This window comes from Actinoallomurus sp. NBC_01490 (assembly GCF_036227085.1).
GTDB classification, from domain to species: Bacteria; Actinomycetota; Actinomycetes; order Streptosporangiales; family Streptosporangiaceae; genus Actinoallomurus; species Actinoallomurus oryzae.
Genome location: NZ_CP109433.1, coordinates 8,805,746 through 8,822,884, shown reverse-complemented (window position 1 = coordinate 8,822,884; position 17,139 = coordinate 8,805,746). Strand labels below are relative to the sequence as shown.

At 71.0% G+C, this 17,139-nt stretch carries 17 protein-coding genes; 10 read left to right on the top strand and 7 right to left on the bottom strand.

Annotation, left to right across the window (positions count from 1 at the left end; translation table 11 throughout):
- Positions 1–13: 13 nt before the first annotated feature.
- Positions 14–1,249, bottom strand: coding sequence for an FAD-dependent monooxygenase (locus OG417_RS40675; protein ID WP_329240593.1), 1,236 nt, complete (start codon positions 1,247–1,249; stop codon positions 14–16).
- A gap of 18 nt (positions 1,250–1,267) precedes the next feature.
- Positions 1,268–2,116 (bottom strand): alpha/beta fold hydrolase, encoded by an 849-nt coding sequence (locus OG417_RS40670; protein ID WP_329240590.1) that lies wholly within the window; start codon positions 2,114–2,116, stop codon positions 1,268–1,270.
- A 77-nt stretch (positions 2,117–2,193) separates the two neighbouring features.
- On the opposite strand from OG417_RS40670, the gene OG417_RS40665 reads away from it, so the two are divergent.
- The 5 genes from OG417_RS40665 (at position 2,194) to OG417_RS40645 (ending at position 5,966) form a co-directional block, all read left to right on the top strand.
- Complete coding sequence (locus OG417_RS40665) at positions 2,194–3,042, top strand: AraC family transcriptional regulator (RefSeq protein ID WP_329240587.1); 849 nt, start codon at positions 2,194–2,196, stop codon at positions 3,040–3,042.
- A gap of 69 nt (positions 3,043–3,111) precedes the next feature.
- On the top strand, positions 3,112–3,744 hold the full coding sequence (locus OG417_RS40660; protein WP_329240584.1) for an amino acid-binding protein: 633 nt from the start codon (positions 3,112–3,114) through the stop codon (positions 3,742–3,744).
- 13 nt (positions 3,745–3,757) lie between these two features.
- Complete coding sequence (locus OG417_RS40655) at positions 3,758–4,756, top strand: cation diffusion facilitator family transporter (RefSeq protein ID WP_329240580.1); 999 nt, start codon at positions 3,758–3,760, stop codon at positions 4,754–4,756.
- Between the two features lie 45 nt (positions 4,757–4,801).
- A complete protein-coding gene (locus tag OG417_RS40650) occupies positions 4,802–5,506 on the top strand; it encodes a helix-turn-helix transcriptional regulator (RefSeq protein WP_329240577.1) in 705 nt (234 codons plus the stop codon).
- 91 nt (positions 5,507–5,597) lie between these two features.
- Positions 5,598–5,966 (top strand): VOC family protein, encoded by a 369-nt coding sequence (locus OG417_RS40645; RefSeq protein WP_329240574.1) that lies wholly within the window; start codon positions 5,598–5,600, stop codon positions 5,964–5,966.
- 268 nt (positions 5,967–6,234) lie between these two features.
- Here OG417_RS40645 and OG417_RS40640 read toward each other — a convergent pair whose 3' ends face one another.
- Positions 6,235–7,191, bottom strand: a complete 957-nt coding sequence (locus OG417_RS40640) for a DUF1259 domain-containing protein (protein WP_329240570.1) — start codon at positions 7,189–7,191, stop codon at positions 6,235–6,237.
- A gap of 193 nt (positions 7,192–7,384) precedes the next feature.
- Between OG417_RS40640 and OG417_RS40635 the strand changes: the two genes are divergently transcribed.
- The 3 genes from OG417_RS40635 (at position 7,385) to ligA (ending at position 11,502) form a co-directional block, all read left to right on the top strand.
- A complete protein-coding gene (locus tag OG417_RS40635) occupies positions 7,385–8,869 on the top strand; it encodes a serine/threonine-protein kinase (protein WP_329240567.1) in 1,485 nt (494 codons plus the stop codon).
- Positions 8,870–8,961: 92 nt separating this feature from the next.
- Positions 8,962–9,402, top strand: a complete 441-nt coding sequence (locus OG417_RS40630) for a YybH family protein (RefSeq protein WP_329262962.1) — start codon at positions 8,962–8,964, stop codon at positions 9,400–9,402.
- Between the two features lie 75 nt (positions 9,403–9,477).
- Positions 9,478–11,502, top strand: a complete 2,025-nt coding sequence (gene ligA, locus OG417_RS40625) for an NAD-dependent DNA ligase LigA (RefSeq protein WP_329240563.1) — start codon at positions 9,478–9,480, stop codon at positions 11,500–11,502.
- On the opposite strand, the gene OG417_RS40620 is transcribed toward ligA, so the two are convergent.
- From OG417_RS40620 to OG417_RS40610, 3 genes are all read right to left on the bottom strand, one after another.
- Positions 11,444–12,430, bottom strand: a complete 987-nt coding sequence (locus OG417_RS40620) for a DMT family transporter (protein ID WP_329240560.1) — start codon at positions 12,428–12,430, stop codon at positions 11,444–11,446. The genes ligA and OG417_RS40620 overlap by 59 nt on opposite strands.
- A gap of 109 nt (positions 12,431–12,539) precedes the next feature.
- The gene (locus OG417_RS40615) at positions 12,540–13,031 is read right to left on the bottom strand and encodes an Lrp/AsnC family transcriptional regulator (RefSeq protein WP_329240557.1); all 492 of its coding nucleotides are present in this window, start codon (positions 13,029–13,031) and stop codon (positions 12,540–12,542) included.
- Positions 13,032–13,219: 188 nt separating this feature from the next.
- Positions 13,220–13,954, bottom strand: coding sequence for a GbsR/MarR family transcriptional regulator (locus OG417_RS40610; protein WP_329240553.1), 735 nt, complete (start codon positions 13,952–13,954; stop codon positions 13,220–13,222).
- A gap of 222 nt (positions 13,955–14,176) precedes the next feature.
- Between OG417_RS40610 and OG417_RS40605 the strand changes: the two genes are divergently transcribed.
- Both OG417_RS40605 and OG417_RS40600 read left to right on the top strand, forming a co-directional pair.
- Positions 14,177–14,839, top strand: coding sequence for a DUF4097 family beta strand repeat-containing protein (locus OG417_RS40605; RefSeq protein ID WP_329240549.1), 663 nt, complete (start codon positions 14,177–14,179; stop codon positions 14,837–14,839).
- An 11-nt stretch (positions 14,840–14,850) separates the two neighbouring features.
- Entirely contained in the window at positions 14,851–15,675 is an 825-nt protein-coding gene (locus tag OG417_RS40600) for an alpha/beta fold hydrolase (protein WP_329240546.1), read from the top strand.
- A gap of 136 nt (positions 15,676–15,811) precedes the next feature.
- Here the strand turns inward: OG417_RS40600 and OG417_RS40595 are convergent, their stop codons facing one another.
- The gene (locus OG417_RS40595; RefSeq protein ID WP_329240542.1) at positions 15,812–17,005 is read right to left on the bottom strand and encodes a hypothetical protein; all 1,194 of its coding nucleotides are present in this window, start codon (positions 17,003–17,005) and stop codon (positions 15,812–15,814) included.
- Between the last annotated feature and the right edge of the window lie 134 nt (positions 17,006–17,139).

Here is a 17,139-nt window from a genome sequence, read left to right as displayed (position 1 = left end):
GTCGTCGGCGGGCCTACTCCGCCCCGAGCCCGACCCGTGATGCGGCGGGTGACGGCGGGTAGTCGTCGACGGTGATGGAGTTGTAGAGGCGCGCGCTCCCGGTGGTGAGGCGGAGGAGGGCGCGGCCGGCCCCCGCGGGCAGGGCGGAGATCAGGCGGGCGCCCTGGGCCAGTCCCCGTACGCCGAGGCGTGAGGTGGGGATCAGGGTCTTCGCCGCGCTCAGCGCGGCCGCGTGGCTGCCGCGTACGTGCTCCGCCATCGCGCGCTCGTAGGCGGGGAAGGCGCGCTCGTGGTCACCGCCCGCCCGCGCCAGCTCCCCGGCGAGGACGTAGGCGCCGACGACGGCCAGGCTGGTGCTGCCGCCGACCGCCGGGCCGGGGCAGTAGCCCGCGTCGCCGACGAGCGTCACCCGGCCCCGCGACCAGGTGTCCATGTGGAGCTGGGTGATCGAGTCGAAGTAGAACGCCGGGGTGCGGTCCAGCTCGTCCAGCCAGCGGTCCACGTCGGGGTGCATGCCGTCGAACGCACCGCGCAGCAGCTCCTTCTGCCGGGGCACGTCGTGGTGGTGGTAGTCGAACTCGCGCTCGCTCCGGAACAGGAACAACACCCGTGCGTCGCCGAGGTGCCGCGCGCCGTACATGCCGGCGGTGCGTCCGACGCCGACGTGGATGAGGAGCTCGCCGTCGAGCTCGAAGACGTTCGGCAGGGTCAGCACCCCGAGGTAGGCCCCGACGAAGGCGCTGAAGCGCGACTCCTCGCCGAAGACGAGGCGGCGCACGTTGGAGTGCAGCCCGTCCGCGCCGACGACGAGGTCGAAGCGGCGCGGCGCGGCGTTCTCGAACCGCACCTCGCCGTCGGGTGAGATGGCGCTGATCGAGTCGCCGAAGACGTACTCGACGTCGTCGCGCGTGGCGTCGTGATAGATCTCGCTCAGGTCGTCGCGCATGATCTCGACGTGCCGGTCGGAGGCGGCACTGAAGATCTTGGACAGGTTCACCCGGACGGGACGCCGTGCGCCCTCCTGGTGAACGGTCATCCGGCTGGTGCCGGTGGCCCGCTCCTCGACGCGCGGGAGCACGCCCATCTTCTCCGAGATGTTCATCGCGGGCCGGAACAGGTCGACCGCGTGCCCGCCCGTCTTGCGCAGCACGGGGGCCCGTTCCACGACGGTGACCTCGAAGCCGTGTCTCGTGAGCCAGTAGGCCAGCACCGGACCGGCGACGCTGGCGCCGGAGACGAGAATCCGCATGGCTCCCCTCCTCGTCATTCAGTCCGCCCGTACGGCGTGGGTCGCGGCGAAGGCCAGCAGGGGAGCGGCGGTCCGCGGCGGATCCTCGAGCAGGGGCGAGTGCCCGAGACCGGGCAGCAGCTCGACCTTCGCCCCCGGAACGGCGCGGTAGTCGGAGGCGGACGAGGAGCGCCATCTGCGGTCGTCCTCCCCGAAGATCACCAGTAGCGACTTGCCCAGGACCGCCAGCCGATCCGGGAGCGCACGCTGCTCCAGGTAGTGGCGGGTGGCCTGCATCGTCGCGGTGAACGTGTGGTATGTCATGGCGCGCACGTCGTCCAGGAGCTCGGGTGGGATCCGGTAGCCCGCCCGGCTGAAGGCGGTGCTCGCGAACCGCCGGAGCTGTTCGTCGGCCGGCGGCCACTGCGACGGTCCGGCCGCGGCGGACCCCGGTGCGATGAAGGCGTCCAGGCGGGGACCGGTGTTGATCAACGCGAGCGCGGTCACCAGGTCAGGACGCTGTTCGGCGAGGGCGGTGGCGACCGCGCCGCCGCTGGAGTGGCCGACGACCACGGCGTGCTCGACGCCGAGCCGGTCCAGGGCCGCGCCCACCCGGTCGGCCTGGTCCGGGAGTGCGTAGCCGCGCTCGGCGGGTTTGGCCGACCGGCCGTGCCCGAGGAGGTCGATCCGGATGACGCGGTGAGATCCGGTCAGCAGCGGCACCATCGGATCCCACGATCGGGTCGAGGACGCGGACCCGTGGATGAGCAGGAGCGCGGGGGCGTCGCGGGGGCCGTCCTGGCACACGTGGATGTCGCCGTCGTCCATCGGCAGGGTCGAACTCTCGGTGGCGCCGCCCCGCTGCGGTCCGCCGTCGGAAACAGTCATGCGCCCACTGTCGCCGCCGGCACGCGCCGGAGGATTGTACGAATGTTCCCCCTCCGCCGGCTCGTTAGCATGGGACGGTGCGGACGTTCGTGCACGATGCGGCTGTGTGGGGCGTCGCGTCCCCGCGGCGGCCCAGCCGGGTCGCCGGTATCACCATGGCCGGGTTCCGTGTCCGTACCCTGGACGCGCTCCGGATGGTCCCGCACCCCGCCGTGACGCTGCTTCTGGAGTTCGGCGCCGGTTCGCCCGTCGTGGACGACGCCGCCGGGCGGCAGCAGCGGGGAAGTGTCGTGGCCGGGCCCGGGATCGGGTCCGGAGGCGCGGTCTGGGCGCGCGGTGAGAACGTCGAGTGCGTGCAGGTGCGCCTGTCCCCGGTGATCGCACGCGCGGTTCTGGGCGTCGCCCCCGCCGACCTCGACGGCGCCGTGGTGGCCCTCGATGACCTGTGGGGCCGGGAGGTCTCCCGGATCCGCGAGCGACTGGGCGAGGTCTCGTCGTGGCAGGATCGCTTCGCGTTGCTGGACGCGCTGCTCGCCCGCCGGCATGAGACGGGGCCGCCGGTGGACCCGGAGGTGGCCTGGGCCTGGCGCCGGATCGTCGGCAGCCGTGGCCTGACCCGGGTCGACGGACTCGCGGCCGAGGTCGGGTGGAGCCGTAAGCGGCTGTGGTCCCGGTTCCGGTCGCAGCTCGGCCTGCCGCCCAAGCGCGCCGTGAAGCTGGTCCGCTTCGACCACGCCGCCCACCGCCTGGTCGCCGGCGAGGGCGCGGCCCGGGTCGCGGCCGACGCCGGCTACACCGACCAGTCCCACCTGCACCGCGACGTCGTGGCGTTCACCGGGGCGACCCCCGCGACCGTGGCCGGCGAGCCCTTCCTCGCCGTCGACGACATCGCCTGGCCCACCCGGGGAACACGCGCCACGCCGTAGCGGTAGCTGCATGGACACACGCAGGCAACATGCCGGAAATGTCGGTAAGGCATCTTGCCTGTCAGGGAGGTGAGCGTTTTGTCGCTCCTGCGCATCCGAATCAAGCTTCCGGACCGTCCCGGGTCGCTCGGAACGGTCGCCCGTACGCTGGGCGCCGCCGGCGCCGACATCGTCCAGGTCGTGGTCCTGGAGCGCGCCGCGGGCCGTGCCATCGACGACGTCACGGTCACCTGGCCGGACGGCGTCTCGCTCGACGTCCTGTGCGACGCGCTGGACTCGGTCCGCGGCGTCGTGGTCGACGGGGTCTGGCGTACGAGCGAGGCACCGGGGGTCTTCTCCGACGTCGAGATCGTGGGCCAGATGGCCGCGAACCCGCCGAACGGGGTCGTCGCGCTGGTCGAGGCGGTGCCCAAGATCTTCGGCGCCGACTGGGCGGTCATGCTCGCCCCGGACGGCACGGTGGTGCACGCGAGCCGGCAGGCGCCCGACCCGGTGGTGCCGCCGCCGCTCCCCGTCTCCGCCGGGCGCGCCTTCACCGGCGAGGACGGGGTCCGGTACGCCTGCGTGCCGGTCGGCGGCGCCACGCGGACGTTGCTCCTGGCCCGGGTGGCGGCCCCGCCGTTCCACCGGATGGAGGTCGAGCGGTTGATCCAGCTCGCGACGGCCGCCGAGGCCGTATTGGGCGTTTCAACTGCGGCGTGACACTCTATGGCGCGTGGCGAAGGTAAAAAAACAGCAAGGCCTGCTGACCGTCCTGCTGGCGCTCGCGGCCAATCTGGGCATCGCGCTGGCCAAGACGGTCGCCGCGCTGATGACCGGCTCGGCGTCGATGGCGGCCGAGGCGGGGCACTCGTTCGTCGACTCGGTCAACGAACTGCTCCTCCTCACCGCGCTGCGGCGCAGCGAGCGGCCCGCGGACTCGCGGCATCCCTTCGGCCACGGCACCGAGCGCTACTTCTGGTCGCTCCTCGTCGCCGTGTGCATCTTCGGGATGGGGGCGCTGTTCGCCTTCCTCCAGGGCTTCGGGGCGCTTCTCGGCAAGGGCGCCGAGGAGGCCAGCCCGCTCGTCGGCTACATCGTGCTGGCCATCTCGGCCGTGCTCGAGTCCGTCTCGTGGAGGCAGGCGTTCCGTGAGACCCGGCAGCACGCGCGCGAGCGCGGCGAGGGCTTCCTGGAGTTCCTCCGCGCGACCGACGACCCGACCGCCAAGTCCGTGCTCTTCGAGGACTCGGCGGCGCTGCTCGGCATCGCCTTCGCCGCTCTCGGCCTGCTGACGCACCAGCTGACCGGCTCGGCCGTCGGCGACGGCGTCGCCTCGCTGCTCATCGGCCTGATGCTGTCGCTGGTCGCGTTCCTGCTCGGCCGTACGAACCGGGAACTCCTCGTCGGGCGCCAGGCACGGCCCGAGGTGCTCGAGGGCATGCGCCGGATGCTCACGGACGCGCCCGAGGTCGAAGAGCTCGTCGACCTGCTGACGATGAACGTCGGCACCGACCAGATCCTCGTCTGCGCCCGGCTGGACTTCGACGACTCACTCGGCGCCGCCGACGTCGAACGCGCGTGCGCGCGGCTCGACGGCGAGCTGCACGAGACGTACCGCGAGGTCTATGAGGTCTTCCTCGAACCCGTGCCCCGCGACGACTCCGGCCTGCGCGAACGCGTTCTGGCCCGGTACGGCCGGCAACATGAGGTCGTGTCCGACGAGACCGGCTGACCGCGTTCGCCGGTAAATGTCGGTGTCGCGGCCTAACGTCGGGGCGTGAACCGTACCGACCGGCTCTACGCGATCGTCGAAGAACTCCGGGCGAGCTCACCCGGCCGGCGCACCGCCCGCTCGCTCGCCGACCGTTTCGACGTCAGCGTCCGCACCATCGAACGGGACGTGAGCGCGCTTCAGCAGGCGGGAGTGCCGATCTACGCCGACACCGGGCGCGGCGGCGGTTACACCCTCGACCGCACCCGCACCCTGCCCCCGATGAACTTCACCCCGGCGGAGGCGGTCGCCGTGGGCATCGCGCTGGGCCAGGCCACCGGAGCCCCGTTCGCCCGCTCCGCGCGCACCGCCCTGCTGAAGATCGTCGCCGCGATGTCGGCCGCCGACAGCGCCGAGGCGCGTGAACTGGCCGAACGGATCCAGTTCCTGGTGCCGGGCACGCAGGACGACCGCGCCGCCGTGCCCGCCGTCGTCGAGGAGGCCGTGGCGCTGCGCCAGGTGGTGCGGCTGAGCTACGTCGACCGGGCCGGCGCCGAAACCGAGCGCGACGTCGAGCCGGTCGCGTTCGTGTCGGGCGCGCGCGACTGGTACCTGGTCGGCTGGTGCCGCCTGCGCGAGGGCCCGCGCCTGTTCCGCATGGACCGCATCCGGCGGGCGTCCCTGCTGGATGAGACGGCGCCCGTACGCGACTTCGGCGACATGGCACCGCGCGTTCCGGACCTGGTGGCGCACGCGCTCCAACTCGGCTGAAAACACCGACATAGGGCTGTCGCCGTCGGACGGGATCGTACGTGTCGTCCGCGCGGATCCGCGCGGAGTCCCATACCGGAAGGCGACGATGATGAGTGCTCGGCAGTACAACGCGGTGGAATGGTTCGAGGTCGCGACCGACCGGCCGGAGGAGGCCCGGCGGTTCTACGGCGAGCTGTTCGGCTGGACGTTCGCCGGCGACGGGCCGTACCAGGAGATCACGGCGCCGGGCGCGGACCACGCCGGCGGCGGCCTCTCCGACACGGAGGGCCGGTTCCCCGGCTACGCCATCTTCTACGTGACGGTCGAGGACGTGGCGGGGACGCTGGCGAAGGCGGAGTCGCTGGGCGCCAAGGCGATCGTGCCGGCGACGACCACGCCGGACGGTCTGGTCTTCGCCCAGCTGCGCGACGCGACCGGCAACCACTTCGGCATCTTCACCCCGCCGCCCACGGCCTGATCCGGTGCCTGCGTCGGCGCCGGTCAGTCAAGCGTCCAGAGGTGGACGGGCGGGCCGGCGTCGACATCGCGGCCCGCGGCGGCGAGCCGGCGGTCGTCGGTGAAGACGACCGAGGTCATGGATTCCCGCGTCCCGCGCAGCCGCCGATGGTGCCGGCCGGTGGCGACCTCCCAGACGTGGACGTCACCGTCGCGGTGCGCGGCGGCCGGCAGCGCCCCGTCGGGGGAGAAGGCCAGGTCCGTCGTTCAGGTCCCAGCCCTGCGTCGCGTCAGTGGTGGGGCGCGTGGACCTGGTCGAGCCCCGCGCGGAGGGCGCGGGCGAGTGCGATGGCGTTCCCGGTCTTCCAGAAGTGCATGTAGAACAGGCGGGGCTGCTCGTACAGCATGTGGTTGTGCAGCTCGACGATGGTCATGCCGTGCGAGCGCAGGGCGTTGATCACCGGGTTGACCTGGTCGGCGGTCATGGTGAAGTCGCCGTTGACCGCGGCGCGCCCGCCCCCCAGAGGCTGGAACATCAGCAGGGTCGAGGCCTCCATCAGGTACGGCAGCGTGATGTGGGCGCGGGTGTCGGTGACCTTCTGGGCGACGGGGATGTGGTACTGCAGCACGCCGTTCTCGTCCTCGCCCTTGGCGCCGATGACGCGGTCCAGCGCCGCGGTGTCCAGGGCGACCGGCGGTTCGGTGGTCTCCGGCTGGTTGAGAGGGATGCCGGTCCGCGCGAGAGCGGTGTGCAGCGTACGGGCGATGCGGACGGGATCGCCCAGCGCCCAGTAGTGCATCCACCAGAGCCGCGGGGTCTCGTCCTGGATGTGCTTGTGGAGCGCGGTGATCTCAACACCGCCCTGCCGCAGGGCGTCGGCGACCTTGTTCACCTCGGAGCTCTTGAGCGTGACCTCGCCGATCATCAGGGCCTTGCCGGGGCCGGTCCGGTGGAAGGAGGCCTCGGCGTTCAGCTCCATGCCGGGGTTCTCCCGTACGCCGGCGTTGACGACCCGTAGGTCGGTGCGCAGCCACTCGGCGGTGTGCACATCACCGGCCTCGGTCTGGAGCGGCCGGCCGATGGCGCGGCCCACGGCGTTCCAGTCGACGTCACCGGCCTTCGCCAGGGCCGGCCCGCCGCTCATGGCGAGCACGGCGGCGGCCGCCGCCAGGATCGGCGCGCGGTGCCGGAACCCGTGTGCCGACGCCGGTGAGGCGCGTACCCGCCGCGAGCATGGACCGGTCATCGTCTTCCTCCCCCCCGCGGACCGAGGTGTTGGAGTCCGGTAGGTGAGCCATTCCCCGGTTTCGGGGGCGCGTACCGCCCCCGTACGGTCAGCGGGTGCTCGCCGGAGCCCGGACGCGAGCGGATCCGCCCCTCCGGCCGGGTGCGGTCAGTAGTCTGATCATGACGCCGCCTCGCCCTTGGACGGACCGCGCATGCCAGAGGATCTTCAGCCCGGCGACCCTCGACGTCTGGGCGGCTATCGCCTGCTGAGCCGGCTGGGGCGTGGTGGCATGGGGACGGTGTACCTGGGCGAGAACGATGACGGCGGGCAGGCCGCGATCAAGGTCATCAACCAGGAACTCGCCAGCGACACCGCCTTCGCCGAGCGCTTCCGGCAGGAGGTCCGGGCGGCGCGCCGCGTCCGCAGGTTCTGCACGGCTCCCGTACTCGACGCCGAAATCGATCGCCCTCCCTACTACGTCGTCACCGAGTTCATCACCGGCCCCACTCTGCAGGACGCGGTCGAGTCCGAGGGGCCGTTGCGCGGATCGGACCTGGAGGGCCTGGCCGTGGGAATGGCGACCGCGCTGTCGGCCATCCACGACGCCGGACTGGTGCACCGGGACCTCAAGCCCACCAACGTCCTGCTCTCATCCTTTGGACCCCGCGTCATCGACTTCGGGATCGCCCGGGCTCTGGACAGCCGTACGGCGGTCACCCGGACCGGACAACTGGTGGGCACGCCCGCGTACCTGGCGCCCGAGCTGATCACCGGCGGCGAGGTCACCCCGGTGGCCGACGTGTTCTCCTGGGGATGCGTCCTGGCCTTCGCGGGCACCGGACGCGACCCCTTCAACGGCCGTACGCTCCCGGAGATCCTGCACCGCGTGGTCTACGAGCCGCCGGACCTGGACGGCCTCGACCCCTCGCTGCGCGGCATCGTCGAAGCGTCGCTGGCCAAGGACCCCAAGGCCCGCCCCGGCGTCCCCGAACTACTGACGCGCCTGACCGGCCACAGCCCGGACACCCCGGACCCTTCCACGCACCCACCGGACCCTTCCACGAACCCACCGGGCCCTTCCACGAGCGGACGGCAACAGTCGCCCACCATCACGATGCACGGGCAGCCGGTCGTGCGCCCCCACCGCATGCCACATGTGCCGTTTCCGCCGCCTCCGCCTCCGCCTCCGCCACGTCCACGGAAACGCTTTCCCTGCCTGGTCATCGGCCTGCTGGCGATCGTCGCCGTGCCGGCCGTCGTCATCGTGGCGGTGACGATGCTGGTGCCGGATTCGGGATCATCGGCCGATCGTTCGTCCTCCCGGAAGTCAGGGGCGACCGCCTCACCGGGCACGTCGGGGCGGGGCAGAGGTGACGTGCCGGCCAAGTTCCTGGGAAAGTGGCACGGCTCGGTCGACCAGGAGGATTCACTCAACAGCCCGTACCCCGTGGTACTCACCCTCACCCAGGGCCGGGTCGGCACCGTCGTCGGCCGTTCCTCGTACCCGACGCTGCGATGCGGCGGAGAGCTCAAGCTCACCAAAGCCTCCACCGGCCGTCTGATGGTCGAGGAGCACATCACGACGGGGCAGGCCAACTGCGTCGACGACACGGTGATCACACTCAGGTACCGGACCGGCCGGCGAGTCGACTATTCCTTCAGCGATCCCACCGGGCACGGACTGCTCACCCATTAGGCCGGATCCGACCGCGCCTGACACTCCGAGGCGCTGCGTCGTCGTACTGGTGGATGCCGAGATTCCACACTGATGGGAAGGGGTGGGTGGAGATGCCCACGCGACGCGAGGAAGACGAAGCCAGGATCAGGCGGCAGCTCGACAAGATCATCGAAGGAATCCGGGCCAAGGACCTCGACGGCCTCAGGCGGATCTACGCAACGGACGTCGTGTCCTTCAACGTCGAGCCGCCGCTGCAGCATGTAGGGGTAGCGGCGAAGCTGGACAACTGGGCGAGGGTGTTCGCGTTCTTCCAGGACGTGACCTATGAGCTTCGCGACCTGACACTCACCGTCGGCGATGAGGTGGCGTTCGCGCACGGTTTCGGCCGGCTCGGCGGCACCCTGAAGAACGGAACGGCGACGAGCGGGATGTGGGTCCGGGGCACCTTCTGCTTCCGGAAGCTCGACGGCCGCTGGTTGATCACGCACGACCAGGCCTCCGTGCCGTTCGATGTCGCGAGCGGCAAGGGGGTGGCCGACCTCGAGCCCTGACGGATCCCGTGACGCACGCCTTCCGGGACTCGGGTCGCGCGATGCCGCCCGCGGGGGCCGGGCTCCGGGCAGGGCGTGGATGTCGGTGGCTTGACGTTTAATCGGGGCGTGAACATTGGTGAGCGCATCGCTGAGCTGGCCGCTGAGGTCAAGCGCCTGAACGACCTGTATTACGGCACCGGCGACAGCCCGCTGCCGGACGCCGACTACGACGCGTTGAAGGACGAGCTGGCGGCGCTCGTCGCCGAGCACCCGGAGCTGGAGCCGGCCGACAGCCCGCTCGGCAAGGTCAACGCGCCGGCGGAGCTGACCGGCCCGACCGTGCGGCACGCGCGTCCGATGCTCTCGCTGGCGAAGGCCACCGATGAGGAGCAGATCCGTACGTTCTGCGGGCGCTTCGGCGGCCAGGTCTTCCGCGTGTCGGAGAAGCTCGACGGGCTTTCTCTCAGCGTGGTCTACGTCGACGGCAGCCTGGACTACGTCGCCACGCGCGGCACGGGCGCGGTCGGTGAACTGGTGACCGAGAAGGTGCGCCATGTGATTCCCGGTCTGCCGGTCGAGATCGAGGTGCCGGGGCGTGTGGAGGTCCGGGGCGAGGCGGTGATGCTGCGGTCGGTGTGGGCCGCCTACAACGAGGCGCACCCGGACCGGACGCTGACCAACCCGCGGTCGGGCGCGGCGGGGACGCTGGTGCTGAAGGACCCCGTGGCGGCCGCGAAGGCCGAGCGGCTGCTGCGGTTCTTCGTGTTCGGTGCCGATCGTGACGGCGTCGCGCTGGAGGTCCCGGCGGGGTTCGAGCCGGTCGCCCAGTATGTGTGCGCGAGCGCCGAGGAGGTGCTGACCGCGATCGATGAGATCGGCGGGCGCCGTGACGGGCTGGACTACGACATTGACGGCGCGGTCGTGCGGTTGCACGAGCCGGCGGCGTTCGACGCGGCGGGCTTCAACAGCGCCGAGCCGCGCGGGGCGATCGCGTTCAAGTATCCGCCGGAGGAGAAGCTGACGAAACTGCTGTCGGTGGAGTGGCCGGTGGGCAAGATCGGCCGGGTTCCGCCGCGGGCGCGGGTCGAGCCGGTGTTCGTCGGCGGAGTGACCGTGGAGAACATCACCCTCCACAACCCGAGGTTGATCCGTGAGCGCGATCTGCGGATCGGGGACACGGTGGCGGTCGTACGGCGCGGCGATGTGATCCCGTTCGCCGGCCGCTCGCTGCCCGAGCAGCGTGATGGGAGCGAGGTCGAGATCGTCCCGCCGGTGCACTGTCCGTCGTGCGGCTCGGAGCTGGAGGTCCGTGGCACCGGTGAGGAGCGCTGGTGCGTGAATCTGCAGTGCCCGGCGCAGGTCACGCGCCGGCTGATGCACTGGGCCTCGCGGCAGGCGGCCGACATGGAGGGCGTCGGTGACGTCTGGATCGAAAAGCTCGCCGAGGACGGGGTGCTCAAGCGCCGCAGCGACTTCTACGATCTGACGGCTGAGCAGTTGCTCGGCTATGAGCGGATGGGCGAGGTCAGCGCCAAGAACATGGTCGACTCGATCGCGTCCTCCAAGGGCATGGGGCTGCGGCGCGCGTTGATCGGCCTGGCGATCCCGATGGCCTCCGAGGGCACGGCCAAGCGCCTGTGCCTGGCCGGCTACGAGCGCATCGAGGACGTCGCGGCGGCGACGGCCGAGGACCTGGTGGCGATCCGCGACATCGGCCCGAAGGCCGCCGCGAGCCTCGTCGCCTTCTTCGCCCGCGCGGAGGTCAAGGAAGAAATCGCCCGGCTGCGTGAGCGCGGCGTGAACCTCGACGTGCTGGACGAGGACCGGCCGCTCGACGCGGCAGCAGCGCACGACTCGCCGCTGAAGGGCAGGTCGGTCGTGATCACCGGCGCCTTCACCGATCCGCGCTCGGGCGCGAAGATCAGCCGCCCGGACGTCACGCGCCTGGTCGAGCAGGCGGCGGCGACGACCGCCTCGTCGGTCTCGGCCAACACCGACTACCTGCTCGCCGGCGAGAACGTCGGCGCGTCCAAGACCGGCAAGGCCGACAAGCTCGGCGTCACGGTCGTCCGGCAGGAGGAGCTGTGGCAGTGGCTGGCCGAGGCCGGCGTGCTTTAGGGCGTGTGTCAAAGCCCCGGTGTCCGCGCGGCGGTGCCTTCGCCGCGGGCGGCCGCCTCGACGGTAGCGAGACGATGACGAGCCCGCCGAGCAGCAGGACGGAACCCGCGGTCACCGGCGCGGACATGCGCTCGCCGAGGACGGAGACGGCAAGGACGGTGGCGACCAGCGGTTCGGCCAGTGACAGCGTGCCGGCGGTCGCGGCGGTGACGCGGCGCAGGCCGGTGACGAAGAACCAGTACGCCAGCGCCGCGGTCACCGGGCCGAGCCACGTGACCAGGGCGAGCCCGCGTACCGTGCCGAGCGCGGGCAGCCCGGCCAGGGTCCACGGAGCGAGGACCGCCCCACCGGCCAGCAGCGTCACCGAGACGGCGGCCGGCATGCCGACGCCGCCGTGGATGAGCCGCTTGGCCGACACCGTGTAGACGCCGAAGCATCCCCCGGCCAACGCCCCGAACGCCGCGCCGTACGCGTCGATCCGTACGGGGCCGGCCGGCGTCATCACCAGGGCGCAGCCGGCGATCGCGAACGCCGTGCCGCCGATCCAGCGCCGTGTCAGCGGGGTGCCGAGCACCAGCCGTTCGCAGACGCCGGTGCTGACCGGCGCGATCCCGAACGCGATGGCGGTCGCGACCGCCGCCCCCGTCCGCGCGACCGAGGTCATGAACGCGGCCTGGAACGTCGCGGTGGCGGCGGAGGCGGCCAGCAGCGGCGGCCACGACGTCCGGGACAGCGTGCGGTACGCGCCGGGAGCCGTCACCAGAACGGTGACCGCCAGCACGACGCCGCCGAGAAGGATCCGGGCACCGCCCAGGGCGACCGGACCCGCGGGGACGTCGGCCAGCAGCTGGGCCGGACCGACGGTGCCCCACAGGATCCCGGCCATGAGCACCAGCAGCACTCCGGAAACGTCGTTTCGTTGCTCCATGGCCGCGACGCTAGTGAGAAGTGCGCTGTATCAGACCGTCGGCCGAACTTCGTTCGCGCCGATACTCCGCGACCGTCACTCGTTCGGCGCTCGCCGCCTCACGCCGCGTTCAGCCGTACGACGTTCGGTGATCCCGCTCCACGACGTCGGAAAGTTCGGACTGCTCGGCGGGCTGTACGTAGTCGAACACCACGGTGGTGCGCACGTCCACGAACTCCTTGCGTCGCGCGAGGCGGTCGAGGACGAAGTCCCGCAGGTAGCGAGTGCTGGGCACCGCGACGTGAACGAGGAGGTCCTCGTTGCCCGTCACGACGAACACCCCCAGCGTCTCGGGGAGCTTGGCCATGCTGTCCCGCACCGATTCGATGGCCTCCCGTGACTGCGGCCTGATCCGGATCGAGATCAGCGCCTGGACGCTGCGGCCGAGCGCCGTCATGTCCACCCCGGCGTGGAAACCGGTGATCACTCCGCGCTCGCGCAGGGCGCGCGTCCGCTCCAGGGCGGTCGACGGGGCGATCCCCACCGCCTGGGCCAGCTCCCGGTTGGTCTGCCGGCCGTCTCGCTGCAACCGGCGCAGGATCTCCCGGTCCACCGCGTCCACGAAAACCCCTCCAACACGCCGAACTCCGTACGCGCGACGTCGGCTCGCCGCCGCCATCGCCGAATTTTATTCGGCCGTCCCGGAGGCGGTGGGAGAGGCTCCGAGCGCGGCGCCAGGGGTGCTTCGGCGGGTTCTCCGCGACGTGGGGCCGCGGTTCCGCCGCGTACGCACCACCTGGCGGCGCTTGGTCACTGGGCGTCGGGCTCGTGGGGCGCGGGTTTGGTGTGGAGGACTTCGCGGGCCTGTTCGGCGGCGCGGGTGAGGCTCTCGGTGACGAAGTCGAGGAAGCGGGCGATGTTCTCGAGGCGGGTGGCGGCGGGCGTGTCGGGGCCGAGGACGCCGACGCCCTTGCGTGCGGTCTCGACGAGCTGGGCGTTGTCCCGTGCGCTGCGGATCATCGACTGGTACCAGAGGTCGTCGTCGACGACGTAGCGCTCGCGGCGGCGTTCGTCGCGCTCACGGCGGACGAGGTCCAGGCTCTCCAGGAACGCGATCGCCTTGGAGATGGACGCGGGGCTGACGTGAAGGCACTGGGCCAGTTCGGAGGCGGTGAGGCTGCCCGCGTCGGTGGTGTAGAGGCAGCCCAGCACCCGGGCCATCATCTTCGGCAGGCCCGACTGCATGAAGACGGTCGTGAGCATCTCCTCGTACTCGCGCACGGCTTCGGGGTCGCGTCCGTGGGGCTGCGGGGCCGCCTGCGACTCCCGGGGCGCGGCCTGCCTGCGCCGGTGGGTGCGGCGTTCGGTCGCGCGGTGGGCCAGGTCGGCGCGGTATCCGGTGGGGCCGCCGTTGCGCATCACCTCGCGGGTGATCGTGGAGGTGGGCCGGTCCAGGCGTCTGGCGATCTCGGCGTAGGCGAGGCCGTCGGCCAGCCCCAGCGCGATCTGCTGGCGGTCCTGCTGGGTGAGCCTGCCTCCGGGCATCGCGATCTCCCTCGTGTTCCTCCGACGCCTCCACCTTAGCGTTAACCTTCAATCCATTGCAACGAACAGATGGCCCTTGTTGCATTACCTTTCATGGCCACTGCAACGATTAGTTGGCTGTGACCTGCACGTATGTGACTTTCATGCAAAGGGCTAGTTGTCCAATAAGTGAAGGCAACGTAGCGTTTCCAGTGTTCGAAACAACGAGCACAGGAGCACACGATGCAGAAGTTCGACACCCCCGCACCGATCGCCGCCGTCCTCCACATCCCGGCCGGACGCGTCCAGCTCATCGCCGCCGACCGGACCGACACCGCGGTCGAGGTCCTGCCCGCGAACGCCGCCAAGGGCCGCGACGTGAAGGCGGCGGAGCAGACCACGGTCGAGTACGCCGACGGCGTCCTGCGGATCGAGACTCCGGCGAAGAACCAGTACGTCGGCCCCTCCGGATCCATCGAGGTGACGGTCCAGCTGCCCGCCGGCTCCCGCGTCGAGGCCAAGGCGGCCAGCGCCGAAGTCCGGGCCGTGGGGCGGCTCGGCGACGTCGTCTTCGACGGCGCGTATCACCAGATCAAGATCGACGAGGCCGCGAGCGTCCGCCTCACCGCGACCGACGGCGACGTCGAGGTCGGCCGGCTGGGCGGCCCCGCGGAGATCAGCACCGCGAGAGGCGACATCCGGATCGCCGAGGCCGTGCGCGGCACGGTCGTGCTGCGCACCCAGTCCGGCGACATCTCGATCGGCGCCGCCGCCGGAGTCTCGGCCTCCCTGGACGCCGGCACGTCCTACGGCCGCGTCAGCAACTCCCTCAAGAACGACGGCACCGCCGAGCTCGACATCCACGCGACCACCTCTCAGGGCGACATCACCGCCCGCAGCCTCTGAGGAGCACCACCATGACGAACACCACGGACAACGACACCTCCTCGACCGGTTCGAGGTGGACCGGCATGGTGCCGGTCGACGACACGGCCCTGGCCGTCACCGACACCGGCGGTCCCGGGACGCCGGTGGTCTACCTCAACGGCCAGTTCGCCACTCAGGGGTACTGGCGGCGGGTCCTCGCCGAACTCGGGACGGGGTGGCGGCACATCACCTACGACGAGCGGGCCCGCGGCAGATCGAAGCGTTCGGCCGACTACTCCTTCGAGGCCGCCGTCCGGGATGTCGATGCCGTTATGGCGGCCAGGGGGGTGGACCGGGCGCTGCTGGTGGGCTGGTCCTACGGAGCATGCGTCGCCGCGCACTGGGCCAGGCGGAATCCCGGCCGTACCGTGGGCGCGGTCCTGGTCGACGGCGCTTTCCCGTACGACTGGGGGGACGAGGCCATGGAGCAGCGGATCCGGAAGCTGTTCCGGCGGATGGGCTGGTTCACGCCGTTGCTGCGCCCGACGGGCCTGACCCCGCGGATGACCGCCGAACAGCAGGCGGACAGCAACATCGAGCTCGGCAGGCTCTCCCGCGAGCGCGAACTGGGCCCCGTGCTGGACGACATCACCGTCCCGGTGCGGTATGTGGTCGCATCGGGGACCTCCTTCGGAAGCCGCGGCGACGAGCAGGAACAGATACGCACGAGCCTGGACAAGGTGACCGCCCGCAACGCGAACATCAAGATCAGTGCGAAGGTCGCCGGCAACCACGGTGCGATCCTGAAGAAGGATTTCCGGGCCGTCGCCGAGGCCGTACGCGAGGTCGCCGCCCTCGACCACGAGGAGCACTGAAAACCTGATCAGCAGACGGACGATCAGCCGGCCGGCTCCATCCCCACCGCCGTTTCCGCCGAAGACGAGCCCGTCACCGCGATGTCAGCGCCGGTCAGAAGACCAGCGTTCGGGCGGTGGCGGGCGCGCCGGCCGCTCAACCCGGCGGTGTCTCCTTGAACGGTTCCGCGCTCAGCGTGCCGGCCAGCGCGACGGCTTCCCGGAGCCGTTCGACGACCGCCCCGGGGCCAAGGGCCCCGGCATAGGTGTGATGGAGTCCGTTCTTGCGGATCCAGAGCTTGGTGGTGTTCCCGCGTCGGGCGACGTCGCGGATCTGCCGCAGCACGGGTTCGCCGAGGCCGGCGCCACCGGTGATCCGTGGCTGACCGTCGTTTCGGCCGTCGACGTCCAGGTCGGGCAGCGATCGGGGCAGGAGGACCGTGATCTGCGTCGTCCGGGCGTACCGGGAGACGACGAACTGCCTCCCATCGAGGTGGCCCTGCAGAAGCCCCAGCGGCCGCCCGAACCAGTCCGCCGCCCTGGTCATGGACCCGATCGGCGGGCGGGCCGTCCAGCCCTGCTCGCGGGCGAGCCGTTCGAAGTCCGCGTCCGTGGCGTGTTCCGGCGCGGAATCGGGAACCGGGTGCGCCGCCGGCGCCGGAGCCCGCACCGGGGACGCCGTGCCACCTGCCTTCTCCTCCTTGCGACCGGACAGCACCAGCGCCAGCCAGCCGAGGACCGCGGCCGGCACGCCCGGCAGTATCGTCCACAACGGAATCCGGCCCAGATAAACCCATGGTGTGCTCACGGCAGAGGCCTTGTGCTCGGTGTAGACCCTGCTGCCGTGTCCCGCATATCCGCGAATAGTTCCGCTCGGTCCGGCCTTTTCGTAGTCAGTCCAGGACAGTTTCAACGTGCCGCTGTGGACATGGCCGTCCTTGCTCGTCCAGGTCGCTCCGCCGCAGTCGGGATCGCTTGGCTTATGCGTGTGGACGGTCACCGTGTAGCGGCAACGGCCGAACTGGTAATGCACCGTGACGGGGGTTCCGTATTTTCGGTCGTAGTTTGCTTCGTCGCCGTACCGTACGGCCAAGCCCAACAGCGCGAACAGGCTGAGCGCGGTGCCCAGGGCCGCCACGCCCGCTACGACCGCGAGGCCTACCGGGAAGTGACCGCGGCGGCGACCGTACCTCCTGACCGCCGCGGCGGGGAACACGAACGCCAGGGAGATGGGCAGTACGGCGCTGGCCACCGTCTGCAGTGCACTGATGTACAGCGTCAAGACGACCGCTACGGCGACGATCGAACAACCGACGCAGCCCGCGCGCCTTTTCGCGTTTTGGTCGGCCACACCCTGCCCTTCCTCCGGGCCTAACGGGCGGCTCAGCGTACGCAGCGCCGGTATAGATCCGGTATATGCCCGGTACATGAGCGCCACGGCTGCTCGCGTGCGAAGAAGCGGTCGAGGTGAATGCCGGTTTTATA